The following is a 12,463-nucleotide window of genomic DNA, read 5'->3' as shown; positions in this document are numbered from 1 at the left end:
GGTGATAGGCTCAGGGCGCGTTTGCGCGCTGAGCCCCGGTACCACGCGGCAGCTTAGCCGGCGAACTTTTGCAGATTGGCCATCATTTCCTTCAACGCTGCCAGGTTGTCAGCCGGGTGCGCGGCATTCTCGAAATCGCAGATTTGCTGCCAGTTGGCCGCGACGTCTTCGGCATCGAAGCCCGCCTTCGGATCGAATCCGACGCCCAGGCTGCGCTCCCAACGCACCTTGCCCATCCAGCCACCACCGACTTCGAACAGCCCGGATGTCTCCTGGCATTGCTCGCTGGCCAGGTACACAACCAGTGGGCTGACCAACTCGGGCTTGAGCTGCTCGAAGACCTGCGGAGGAATCAGGCCCTCGGTCATCCGCGTGCCGCCGGTAGGCGCGATGGCATTGACCAAAATATTGTTCTTGCGTCCCTCCAGTGCCAGGGTGCGTGTCAGGCCGTAGAGACCCAACTTGGCCATGCCGTAGTTGGATTGGCCGAAATTGCCGTAGATACCGGACGTGGACGCGGTGAAGATTACTCGACCATAACCCTGCTCGCGCATGTGCGGCCAGGCGGCGCGGGTGACTTTGTAAGCGCCTTCGACGTGCACCTTGTAGACCAGATCCCAGTCAGCGTCGTCCATCTTGTGGAAGGTCTTGTCGCGCAGAATGCCGGCGTTGTTCACCACTACATCGATGCGCCCGAAGGCGTCGAGCGCATGCTGGACGATCTTCTCGCCGTCGGTTACGGAGTCGTGGTTGGCGACGGCCGTACCGCCAGCCTGACGGATTTCCTCGACCACGCGATCGGCAGCCGAGCTGTTGGCGCCTTCGCCCTGAGCGCTGCCACCGAGATCGTTGACCACCACCTTGGCACCATGACGAGCGAACAGCAGTGCATGGGCGCGACCGAGCCCGCCACCGGCGCCGGTCACGATCACCACCTTGTCTTCGAAGCGGATGGCTTCAGTCATACGAGATTCCTCCAGCAGATTGTTATTGGATGACGTTGCAAAGGTGCCGCGAGTGTCGACGAGGCGAGTACGGCTCACAATCAAACGGCCATGAATGAATGCCGCGGCATAACGCTGCGGGATGATAGCGAGGTCGGTGCCGGTTCGAATGATCAAGCGCAACGCTGGCTATTTTTTGTACGACCGTCTGCAAACCAGCCGCAACGGGCTCGGACAGCTCATCTCCCCACCTTATCCACAGAACGCCCCACAGCTATGCGGGATAAGTGCAAAACCCCATCTCCGTTTCATCTATTTGCCTCGACTCGGCCTGTTGATGGCGCATTTTCAAAGGCTTACATCTTCTAAAGACGAGCTTGGATAAAAAATAACCAGCCTGCTCAACACCGCTATCGGCGCGGCACATAGAAAAGCACGAAGAGCTTATCCACAGATCGTTGCACAGCGGACGGGGATAACTGTACGCACCGCGAGTGACTATCGTAGCCATGGCCATAAACTAAGAGCGACCGACGATACAGCGCGATAACCTTCTTCCAATTTCACAAGGACCGCGACGATGCCTAACTTCAACTTCTTTCAAACACTGTTCGCCAATTACGCTTCGGCTGTCGCCGGCAGTTGCGCTGGCGAACCGGTCGTTTAACCGGCCCGCTTGCCATCATCGCTTTCTCGGGCCCACGGCGGATGAAAATCGAACAATGGCTTACACCTCAGCAATACCGGCGCCTCGATAGTGTTCGCCGGGGCTTATCCACTAGCCTCTCCACAGTAACCGGGGATAACTATCTAGCTTTCAAGCAGGCGACCACACACCCCGCCCAAACCCGCACAGCTGAAACACGACCACCACGGTCGCGATGAACGAACTCACCTGCATCCGCTCGCTCCAATGTTCGAATTCAACTTGAGCTGGAGTATCCGCATGCTTGTCCGTCCTGTTGCGACAACCCAGGCGCGCGCGCAATCGCCGGGGGTGAAATGACTGGTTTCATAGGACTGGTACTGGTGGCGTTCGCCTGTTTCGTCCTGGTCTTCTTCATCAAGCAGCGACAATACAGGCATCCTGCGCTGCGCATGCCCTACCAGCTGAAACGCCCGTTCTTTCAACCAAGCGAAACCGAACTTCTGGCGCTACTACAGCAAGCGGCAGACGAATATCTAATTCTCAGCAAGGTACGGGTCGCCGACGTGATCGAGGTGACGGCGATACCACGGCGAGCCCCTTGGTATCAGGCGGTCAATCGGATTTCGGCGGCGCGCTTCGACTTTTTACTGTGCGACCGGGAGACGCTGGAGCCTCGCTGCGCGATCGAGATGGAGCAGGCAACCGAAGCCAATGCCTTTCTCGATGAACTCAGCCAGACCGTCGGCTTGCCGCTGGTACGCCTGTCGCCGGAAACGGCACGTTCCTATACGGATGTACGGGCTGCGATCGTTCAGGCCACTGTTGATCGTCAGTAGCCAGCTATCCATGCGTTCCGACTTCAGCACGCTTGAACGGACAAGGGAGCCAATGTCTATTCGGTAACGGATAATCGCCGCCTGAAGACGCATAGCGCATTCGCGTGTGTCGCGATTAATCAGACGACTAGCTTGCACAGACTCTCCAGTCTCCAGCCGGCCCCAAACAGTTACAGAAGGTACCGCTTAGCGTGAAACCGAGATGCTACTGAAATCCCGCCTTGCCGGCCTTTTCAATCTGGCCTCGCGCCTGATCCTTCGCTATCCAGGCGTCGTCGCGCTGTTCGGATTCTGCTCGGGCATTGCCAGCTTCGTTCTGGTGGAGCGCCATGCCGGGCTGGCGAAGGTGATCGCGGCAGTGATGCTAGCCAGCTGGCTCTGGTTGATGCTGGAAAACAGCCTGCGTCGCGGCGTGGAGCGCCGGTTCGGCTGGAAGGTCCCGCCTCCGCTGCTGCGTTACGTCACGCAGATGGTGCATCAGGAAAGCCTGTTCTTCATCATTCCGTTCTTCTTCATTACCACCACTTGGAACAGTGGCCAGTCGGCGTTCACAGTGTTGTTGGGGGTCGCCGCGCTGGTCTCGCTGATCGACCCGCTGTATTACAAATGGCTGGCGCCGCGCCGGTGGATCTACCTGGCGTTCCATGCGCTGACGTTATTCGCGGTCCTGCTGACGGCGCTGCCCATCATCTTTCACCTGTCCACGCCGCAGAGCTATCTGTGTTCTCTGGTTATTGCCGTGTTGCTGGCATTGCCCAGCCTTCTCAGCTTCTTCCCCGAATGGAACCGGAAAACCCTGATCGCCATCCCGTTGCTTGCGCTCAGCGTCGGGCTGGCGGGTTGGGTGGGTCGCACCTGGGTCCCGCCGGCGACGCTGTGGCTGACCGACGTTGCCGTGACCATGAGCATCGACGACGCCTCGCGCAAACCCGGCAACCGCTTGCGTCAGTTGTCCAGCCGGGAGCTGCATGACAACGGCCTCTATGCCTTTACCGCGATCAATGCACCGCGCGGCTTGAAGGAACGCATCTACCATGTCTGGGAACACAACGGCCGGCGCGTCGACCGCATTCCCCTGGACATAAGCGGAGGACGCGAGGCGGGTTATCGCGCCTGGACCCACAAGCGCAACTTCCCAGGCAAGCCGGAAGGCCGCTGGCGCGTGCGGGTTTTGACCGAAGCCGGGCAAATGATCGGCATGCTGCGCTTCGAAGTCACCCAGTGAACCGCCATGCCTGTCATGACTCGAACTCAGACAGTCATCAGCGTGGAGCAAGACGGAGGCATGCATGGAATGGTGGGAAATATTGAGCCGCACCGTTGCATCGGAATTCTCCGACATCCCTGATCTGGAGCATTTGATTCGCGTGTCGATGCGCTTACTCCTGGCGGCGGCACTCGGTGGCATTCTGGGCTATGAACGGGAATACAAAGGCAAGGCGGCGGGCCTGCGAACGCACATGCTGGTGGCACTCGGCGCCGCGCTGTTCGTGCTGGTACCGCTCGAGGCTGGCATGCCACTCGAGGATCTATCGCGAGTGATGCAGGGCATCATTACCGGGATCGGCTTTCTCGGTGCCGGCACCATTCTCAAAGGCAGCTCACAGCGCGACGTCAAAGGCCTGACCACCGCAGCCGGCATCTGGCTGACCGCCGCCATCGGCGTCGCTGCCGGGCTCGGCCACGAAGCAACGGCAGTACTGACTACCTGCTTTGCGCTGGCCATCTTCCTGATCATGCCGCGGCTGGAGCAACACGCCACCAAAACGGCCGTTGACGAACACGATAAAAAACAGGGCCGCGACCGCGAACCACACCCTTGATTCGGCGCGGCTTCACAACTGAGCCACACAAGCAGATACCGCCATGCCAAGCCGCTACGCCTACCCTGTCGCCGTCACCTTGCTGCTCATCCTTGCTGGCTGCGGCGATACCGCAACGGTTCCTGTGGAGTCGGGTTACGGGCCGGACCCGGTCCTTCCGGAGCCGAACGAATCACTGATACCCACCGTCAAGATCGCCAAGGCTACCGGCTGGCCTGATGAAGCGAAGCCGCAAGCGGCGCCCGGCCTACGGGTCGAAGCCTTCGCGCGGGATCTGGATCATCCACGCTGGCTTTATGTCTTGCCCAACGGCGACGTACTGGTGGCCGAAAGCGACGCGCCGGCAAAACCGGAAGGCAACAAGGGCCTGCGCGGCTGGATCACGAAGAAGGTCATGGCCCGAGCCGGCTCCGGCGGCCAGAGCGCCAACCGCATCACCCTGCTGCGCGACGCCGATGGAGACGGCACGCCGGAAAAACGTAGCGTGTTCCTCGAAGGATTGAATTCACCGTTCGGCATGGCGCTGGTGGGTGATCAGCTCTATGTCGCCAACACCGATGCGCTGGTGCGCTTCCCCTATGAAGAGAGCGCCATCCGTATCGACAGCGAAAGCGAGAAAGTCGTCGACCTGCCCGCCGGGCCGATCAACCATCACTGGACCAAGAACGTGATCGCCAGCCAGGACGGTTCGCGTCTTTATGTCACCAGCGGTTCCAACAGCAACATCGCGGAAAACGGGATCGAGGCCGAGGAAAACCGCGCCGCCATCCTGGAAGTCGATCCGCAGAAAAAGACCCTGCGCCTGTTCGCCTCGGGCCTGCGCAATCCCAATGGTCTGGCCTGGCAACCGGACAGCGGCGGGCTTTGGACGACGGTCAACGAGCGCGACCAGATTGGTAGCGATCTGGTGCCCGATTACATGACTTCGGTGCAGGACGGCGGGTTCTATGGCTGGCCCTACAGCTACTTCGGTCAGCATGTCGACGAGCGCGCCCAGCCACCACGGCCGGATCGGGTGGCAAAAGCCATCGTTCCCGATTACGCCTTGGGCGCCCATACCTCTTCGATGGGGCTGACGTTCTACGAAGGCTCCCTTCTGCCGGAGCGCTACCGACACGGCGCCTTCATCGGCCAGCACGGTTCCTGGAATCGCAATCCACGCAGTGGTTACAAGGTGGTGTTCGTGCCGTTCAACAATGGCAAACCGGACGGCGCGGCCGAGGACATCCTTACCGGCTTTCTCAGCGCCGACGAGGAAGCCTTGGGCCGTCCGGTGGGTGTAGCCGTCGATAAGACTGGCGCACTGCTGGTGGCCGATGACGTCGGTGACATCATCTGGCGCGTGACGCCAAACGATGACTGAGAGAATTCACAGAATCACCGGGAGCCGGCGCGACAGGCTAATTTCTTCGGGCGAAAGCTCGACGCCGTAGGCCAGTACCTCGACGCCGGCTGCCACCGCATCGCGCAACGCGGCGGCATACAGCGGGTCGATTTCGCTCGCCGGGCGGACCGCCTCGATGCCTGACAGGTTCACGCAATACAACTGCACCGCGCGTATACCGTCACGTGCCAGCGCAGCCAGCTCGCGCAGATGGCGTGCGCCGCGAGTGGTTACCGCATCGGGGAAGGCCGCCACCGCCGTATCGCCAAAACCAAGGGTGACGCTCTTGACCTCAACGAACGCCGGTCCCGCCGGATAATCCAGCCGGAAATCCACCCGACTGTTTTCAATGCCGTAGGCAACTTCACGCCTGAGCGCGGTGAAACCCGCCAATTCCTCGATCACGCCGGCCAACAGAGCCTCTTCCACCAACCGATTGGCGCGCGCTGTATTCACGCAGGCCAGCCGCCCCTGCGGCGTTTCCACCAACTCCCAGGTGCCCGGCAGCTTGCGCTTGGGATCGCTACTGCGCTGAAACCAGACACGCGCGCCCTCACCCATGCAGTTGAGCATCGAACCGGTGTTGGGGCAGTGAATGCATAGATGCTCGCCGGCATCGGTGACGATATCGGCGAGGAAGCGCTTGTAGCGCCGGACCAGCCGGCCCGTTTCCAGGGGCGTAGCGAAGCGCATCAGCCTTGCCAGCTCTGCAGGCCACGAGCGATACGTTCGACCGCCGCTTCCAGCTGCGGCAGATCCTGGGTATAGGCGAAGCGCACATGATGCCCGGCCTGATAACGACCGAAATCGAGACCCGGCGTGATCGCGACGAACTCGGTTTCCAGCATGTGCTGGCAGAAGGCGAAGGCATCGCCGCCAAAAGCGCTGATATCGGCATATAGATAGAAAGCACCCTCGGGCTCCACGGCGATGCCGAAACCCAGCTCACGCAGGGCCGGAAGCAAGAAATCGCGACGTCTGGCGAACTCGGCGCGGCGCGCTTCGAGGATTTCCAGCGTGGCCGGCTCGAAGCAGGCCAGCGCCGCATGCTGAGCCATTGTCGGTGCGCTGATGTAGAGGTTCTGCGCCAGCTTTTCCAGTTCGGGCACGGCAGCTTCCGGTGCCACCAGCCAGCCCAGGCGCCAGCCGGTCATGCCGAAATACTTGGAAAAGCTGTTCAGCACGAAGGCTTCGTCATCCACCTCCAGCACGCTGGCGGCGTCGGTGCCGTAAGTGAGGCCGTGGTAGATCTCGTCCACCACCAGATGCCCGCCCCGCGCCTTCAGCGCCGCAGATAGGCCCGCCAATTCGTCCCGGTTGAGCAGCGTTCCGGTGGGATTGGCCGGTGAGGCGACCAGGGCGCCAACGCTATCCTGGTCCCAATGGCGCTCGACCAGATCGGGCGTCAGCTGATAGCGGACATCGGCGCCCACCGGCACCAGTTGCGCGGCGCCTTCGATCAGGCGCAGAAAATGTCGATTGCAGGGGTAGCCGGGGTCGGCAAGCAGCCAATGCTTGCCCGGATCGACCAGCAGGCTGCTGGCAAGCAGCAACGCACCCGATCCGCCGGGAGTAATCAGCACGCGTTCGGGGTCAATAGACAGTTGATAGCGCTGCTTGTAGAAACCGGCAATCGCCTCGCGCAACTGTGGCAACCCTCGGGCAGCGGTATAACGGGTATGGCCGGCCGCCAAGGCAGCCTGACCGGCCGCGACGATGGGCGCAGCGGTGGTGAAATCCGGCTCGCCGATTTCCAGGTGAATGACGTCACGGCCCAGCGCCTGCAACTCGTTGGCTCGCGCCAGCAGTGCCATGACATGAAAGGGTTCGATTGCACGACTACGAGCGCTATATGACGAGGTCATCTGACCGTCCTGAAGAGTACAAAACGTGAATTCTACCGAAGGTCCCTCTGACACCGCAGCCACCGTGATACTCGGGAGTAGCGCACCCCGATACGATCTGGTAAGTTCGCCCGCTTGCAGCCGCAGGGCCGGCACGGGCCGGCAGAGGGATTTCATTATCCTGCGCAATGGACATAGCGAGAGGCGTTCATCCATGCCCATTACCAAAACAACACCCAACAACCAATTGATTCGCGCCTTCGTGCCCTACAAGGAATCCAAGGGTGAGGAGTACATGAGCGACGACATGCGCGCTCACTTCACCGGCATTCTCAACAAGTGGAAGCAGGAGCTGATGGAGGAAGTCGATCGCACCGTGCACCACATGCAGGACGAAGCGGCCAACTTCCCCGACCCAGCCGACCGCGCCAGCCAGGAAGAAGAGTTCAGCCTCGAACTGCGCGCACGCGATCGTGAGCGCAAGCTGATCAAGAAGATCGACGAGACGCTGCAGCTGATCGAAGACAACGAATACGGCTGGTGTGACTCTTGCGGCGTCGAGATCGGCATCCGCCGTCTGGAAGCCCGCCCTACTGCCACGCTGTGCATCGACTGCAAGACGCTGGCGGAGATCAAGGAAAAGCAGATCGGTTCCTGATCCCGAACGGGGCGCTTCGGCGCCCCGCTTCATTTCCACCTCGCGCGTCTGCGCAGTATCCCGCCTCGCTGATCCACCACCCGAGCCGGCCCATGCCTTCTCCCCTGCCCTCGACATCCAACTACATTGGACGCTTTGCCCCGACACCCAGCGGCTACCTGCACTTCGGCTCGCTGATTGCCGCACTCGCCTCCTACCTCGATGCCCGTGCCGTGGGCGGCCGCTGGCTGCTGCGCATGGAAGACCTCGATCCGCCACGGGAGATGCCCGGCGCGCAGGACGCCATCGTGCAGGCGCTGGAAGCCTACGGTTTCGAGTGGGATGGCTCCATGCAGCGCCAGAGCAAGCGCCATGCGGTGTATGAGGAAATGATCGAACGGCTGCTGCGCGAGGGCCTGGCCTACCCGTGCCTTTGCTCGCGCAAGCAGCTCGAAGCCTATCCAGGGCCCTATCCTGGCTTCTGCCGCGACGCGGGCCAGCCCTTGGAAAACGCCGCGATTCGCCTGCGCGTGCCGAACCTGGAATATCGCTTCACCGACCGCGTACAGGGCAAATTCGGCCAGCACCTGGGACGCGAGGTCGGCGACTTCGTCATTCGTCGCCGCGACGGCTTGTTCGCCTATCAATTGGCCGTGGTATTGGACGATGCCTGGCAGGGCGTGACCGACGTGGTGCGCGGTGCCGATCTGCTCGATTCCACGCCGCGCCAGCTGTACCTGCAAGAACTGCTCGGCCTGCCGCAGCCACGCTATCTGCATGTGCCGCTGATCATTCAGCCGGACGGGCACAAGCTGGGCAAAAGCTACCGCTCACCGCCCCTGCAACCCGAGCAAGCAACCCCGCTGCTGCTCCGCGCATTGCGCGCCCTCGGCCAACCAACCGCCCCAGAACTGAACGACGCCCTGCCCGGCGAAGTCCTCGCCTGGGCGGTCCCGCGCTGGGATGCCGACCTCATCCCGCGCACACTGACGCTGGCCGAGGCGCAATTGGTCTAAAGCTGGAAGCTAATCCAAGTGTGAGAATCGCCGCGCTATGGCTTCAAGCTTTCGGCTTCAAGCTTCCAGCTGCTTCCTTTACCATCCCCCCACTTCCGACACGAGTTCCAGCATGTACATCTACCGACTGGTGCTGCTCCTGGTGGTGGGGATCTATCTATTCTCCCCCGCGATCATGGACTGGTGGATCGACCCCAACGGCGCCTGGTATCGGCCTTATCTGTTGTGGCTGATCCTCATCGTGGTGACCTTCATCCTTCAGAGCCAGCGCGATGCAGACGAGCTTTAGCCTCAGCCATCTGATCCTGATCAGCGTCGCCTATCTGTTGGTGCTGTTCGGGGTCGCCTGGGTCAGCGAGCGCGGGCTGATTCCGCGCTGGGTGATCCGCCACCCGCTGACCTACACCCTGTCGCTGGGCGTCTATGCCAGCGCCTGGGCGTTCTACGGCACGGTCGGCCTGGCCTATCAGTACGGCTACGGATTTCTTGCCACCTATTTAGGTGTCTGCGGCGCCTTTTTGCTGGCGCCGGTGCTGCTCTATCCAATCCTGCGCATCACCCGCACCTACCAGCTGGCCTCGCTGGCGGACCTGTTCGCCTTCCGTTTTCGCAGCACTTGGGCCGGCGCGCTGACCACCATCGTCATGCTGGTCGGCATGCTGCCGCTGCTGGCCTTGCAAATTCAGGCGGTGGCCGATGCCATCGGCATTCTCACGCTGGAGCCATTGCAGGAACGGGTGGCGCTGGGTTATTGCGTGATGATCATGCTGTTCACCATCCTCTTCGGCGCCCGGCATATCGCGACGCGCGAGAAGCACGAGGGACTGGTGTTCGCCATCGCCTTCGAGTCGGTGGTTAAACTGCTGACCTTCGGCGCCATCGGCCTGTACGCGCTATATGTCGTGTTTGGTGGCCCGCATCAACTGGAGATCTGGCTGCTGCAGAATCAGTCGGCGCTGCAGGCCTTGCATACCCCGCTACAGGAAGGCCCTTGGCGCACACTATTACTGGTGTTCTTCGCCTCGGCCATCGTCATGCCGCACATGTACCACATGACGTTCACGGAGAACCTCAATCCCCGGGCGCTGGTGAGCGCCAGCTGGGGCCTGCCGTTGTATCTGTTGCTGATGAGCCTAGCCGTGCCGCTGATTCTCTGGGCTGGCCTCAAACTCGGCGTCAGCACCAACCCGGAATACTTCACCTTGGGCCTCGGCATCAGCGCGCAGAGCGAAATGCTGACGCTGGTGGCCTTCGTCGGAGGCCTTTCGGCATCCAGCGGGCTGATCATCGTCAGCACCCTGGCGCTGTCGGGGATGGCGCTCAACCATCTGGTGTTGCCGCTGTACCAGCCGCCTACCGAAGGCAACATCTATCGCTGGCTGAAATGGACCCGACGCAGCCTGATCCTGGCAATCATCATGGCCGGTTACGGCTTCTATCTCCTGCTCGGCGCCGAGCAGGACCTGTCCAACCTGGGAATCGTCGCCTTCGTCGCCACGCTGCAGTTCCTGCCGGGCGTGCTCTCGGTGCTCTACTGGCCGACCGCCAATCGCCGCGGTTATATCGTCGGGCTGCTGGCCGGCATCGCGGTCTGGGTGCTGACCATGCTGCTGCCACTGGTAGGCAATCTGGATGGCATCTACATCCCGCTGTTCAACGTCGTCTACGTGCTCGACGACACCAGCTGGCACCTGGCGGCGATCGCCTCGCTGGCGGTCAACGTGCTGGCTTTCTCGCTGTTCTCGATCTTCACCGAGACCAGCGCCGAGGAACAGGCCGCGGCGGAAGCCTGCGCCGTCGAGAACGTGCGCCGGCCACAGCGACGCGAACTGGCCGCAGCCTCGCCACAAGAATTCGCCACGCAACTCGCCAAGCCACTGGGCGCCAAGACCGCACAGCGCGAGGTGGAGCAGGCGCTGAGAGATTTGCAGCTGCCGTTCGACGAACACCGTCCTTACGCCTTGCGTCGGCTGCGCGATCGCATCGAGGCGAACCTGTCCGGGCTGATGGGACCGAGCGTTGCTCAAGATATCGTCGAGAATTTCCTCTCCTACAAGAACGGCGCGAGCGGCTACGTTACCGAAGACATCCACTTCATCGAAAGCCGCCTTGAGGATTATCACTCGCGCCTCACCGGCCTCGCCGCGGAGCTCGATGCGCTGCGCCGCTATCACCGCCAGACCCTGCAAGAGCTGCCCATGGGCGTTTGCTCATTGGCCAAGGACCAGGAAATCCTGATGTGGAACCGTGCGCTGGAGGAACTTACCGAGATTCCGGCGCTGCAAGTGGTCGGCTCGCGCCTGTCGACCATCGCCGAACCCTGGCAGAGCCTGCTGATGGATTTCATCGGACAGAGCGACGAGCACCTGCATAAGCAAAGACTGCAACTGGACGGCCACAGCCGCTGCCTGAACCTGCACAAGGCTGCCATCGCCGAGCCGCTGGCGCCCGGCAACAGCGGCCTGGTCCTGCTGATCGAAGACCTCACCGAAACCCAGCAGCTGGAAGACCGCTTGGTGCACTCCGAACGCCTGGCCAGCATCGGGCGCCTGGCAGCCGGCGTCGCCCATGAAATCGGTAACCCGATCACCGGCATCGCCTGCCTGGCGCAGAATCTGCGCGAGGAGCGCGAAGCCGATCATGAGATCAGCGAAATCAGCAACCAGATCGTCGAGCAGACCAAGCGCGTTTCGCGCATCGTCCAGTCGCTGATGAGTTTTGCCCACGCTGGCGGCAGGCAGCAGGATTTTTATCCGGTCAGCCTCGCGGAAGTGGCGCAGGATGCGATCGCTCTGCTGTCGCTCAACCGCCACGGAACCGAGGTGCGCTTTTTCAACCTGTGCGACCCCGAGCATCTGGCCGAAGGCGACCCTCAGCGTCTCGCTCAGGTATTGATCAACCTGCTATCCAATGCTCGCGATGCATCGGAGCCCGGCGACGCGATCCGGGTCCGCAGCGAGGTGTCCGAGCAGACCGTCTACCTCATCGTCGAAGACGAAGGCAGCGGTATTCCGCAATCGATTCTGGACCGTCTTTTCGAGCCGTTCTTCACTACCAAGGATCCAGGCGAAGGCACTGGACTGGGCCTCGCGCTGGTCTATTCGATCGTGGAAGAGCATTATGGGCAGATCAACATCGACAGTCCGGCAAATGCTGAAACCCAACGCGGAACTCGTTTCCGCATTACCCTGCCGCGATATGTCGGGACGAACGATACCGTTGATTGACGAGGCGATGGGCGTTGTTCAGGCATAGCTGCCATGTACAACTCAGCGGGGAACCGGCCGAGTCGGGGCTTGCGAAAGTGGCCTCCAGCCCGGCGGCAGGCCC

Annotated in this window: 11 protein-coding genes; 8 read left to right on the top strand and 3 right to left on the bottom strand. The window is 61.6% G+C overall.

Annotated elements, in window-relative coordinates:
* Positions 1 to 53 precede the first annotated feature (53 nt).
* Complete coding sequence (locus tag V6943_RS13485) at positions 54 to 965, bottom strand: SDR family oxidoreductase (RefSeq protein ID WP_131650755.1); 912 nt, start codon at positions 963 to 965, stop codon at positions 54 to 56.
* A 981-nt stretch (positions 966 to 1,946) separates the two neighbouring features.
* Here V6943_RS13485 and V6943_RS13480 point away from each other — a divergent pair.
* The 4 genes from V6943_RS13480 (at position 1,947) to V6943_RS13465 (ending at position 5,615) form a co-directional block, all read left to right on the top strand.
* A complete protein-coding gene (locus tag V6943_RS13480) occupies positions 1,947 to 2,429 on the top strand; it encodes a DUF2726 domain-containing protein (RefSeq protein WP_131650756.1) in 483 nt (160 codons plus the stop codon).
* 202 nt (positions 2,430 to 2,631) lie between these two features.
* Positions 2,632 to 3,654 carry a DUF5924 family protein gene (locus V6943_RS13475; RefSeq protein WP_340553952.1) on the top strand — a complete coding sequence of 341 codons (1,023 nt, stop codon included), beginning with the start codon at positions 2,632 to 2,634 and terminating at the stop codon, positions 3,652 to 3,654.
* Between the two features lie 64 nt (positions 3,655 to 3,718).
* Complete coding sequence (locus V6943_RS13470) at positions 3,719 to 4,252, top strand: MgtC/SapB family protein (protein WP_340553951.1); 534 nt, start codon at positions 3,719 to 3,721, stop codon at positions 4,250 to 4,252.
* Positions 4,253 to 4,295: 43 nt separating this feature from the next.
* Positions 4,296 to 5,615 carry a PQQ-dependent sugar dehydrogenase gene (locus V6943_RS13465; RefSeq protein ID WP_340553950.1) on the top strand — a complete coding sequence of 440 codons (1,320 nt, stop codon included), beginning with the start codon at positions 4,296 to 4,298 and terminating at the stop codon, positions 5,613 to 5,615.
* A gap of 6 nt (positions 5,616 to 5,621) precedes the next feature.
* On the opposite strand, the gene sfsA is transcribed toward V6943_RS13465, so the two are convergent.
* Together sfsA and V6943_RS13455 are read right to left on the bottom strand one after the other, a co-directional pair.
* Positions 5,622 to 6,329, bottom strand: a complete 708-nt coding sequence (sfsA, locus tag V6943_RS13460) for a DNA/RNA nuclease SfsA (RefSeq protein WP_340553948.1) — start codon at positions 6,327 to 6,329, stop codon at positions 5,622 to 5,624.
* Positions 6,329 to 7,501, bottom strand: a complete 1,173-nt coding sequence (locus tag V6943_RS13455) for a pyridoxal phosphate-dependent aminotransferase (RefSeq protein ID WP_340553946.1) — start codon at positions 7,499 to 7,501, stop codon at positions 6,329 to 6,331. The genes sfsA and V6943_RS13455 overlap by 1 nt, the downstream gene beginning before the upstream one ends.
* Positions 7,502 to 7,694: 193 nt before the next feature.
* Here V6943_RS13455 and dksA point away from each other — a divergent pair, with 193 nt between their 5' ends.
* The 4 genes from dksA (at position 7,695) to V6943_RS13435 (ending at position 12,360) form a co-directional block, all read left to right on the top strand.
* Positions 7,695 to 8,138 (top strand): RNA polymerase-binding protein DksA, encoded by a 444-nt coding sequence (dksA, locus tag V6943_RS13450; protein WP_131650762.1) that lies wholly within the window; start codon positions 7,695 to 7,697, stop codon positions 8,136 to 8,138.
* Positions 8,139 to 8,230: 92 nt separating this feature from the next.
* Entirely contained in the window at positions 8,231 to 9,133 is a 903-nt protein-coding gene (gene gluQRS / locus V6943_RS13445; protein WP_340553945.1) for a tRNA glutamyl-Q(34) synthetase GluQRS, read from the top strand.
* 112 nt (positions 9,134 to 9,245) lie between these two features.
* A complete protein-coding gene (locus V6943_RS13440) occupies positions 9,246 to 9,422 on the top strand; it encodes a hypothetical protein (RefSeq protein ID WP_003095129.1) in 177 nt (58 codons plus the stop codon).
* Positions 9,406 to 12,360: a sensor histidine kinase gene (locus tag V6943_RS13435; protein WP_340553943.1), complete on the top strand. Its 2,955-nt coding sequence runs from the start codon at positions 9,406 to 9,408 to the stop codon at positions 12,358 to 12,360. Before V6943_RS13440 ends, V6943_RS13435 begins: the two co-directional genes overlap by 17 nt.
* The last annotated feature ends 103 nt before the right edge of the window (positions 12,361 to 12,463 follow it).

Source organism: Pseudomonas sp. CBC3 (assembly GCF_037967085.1).
Classification (GTDB): domain Bacteria; phylum Pseudomonadota; class Gammaproteobacteria; order Pseudomonadales; family Pseudomonadaceae; genus Stutzerimonas.
Note: the sequence above shows the minus strand (reverse complement) of the source record. Positions and strands in the feature narration are given on the sequence as shown.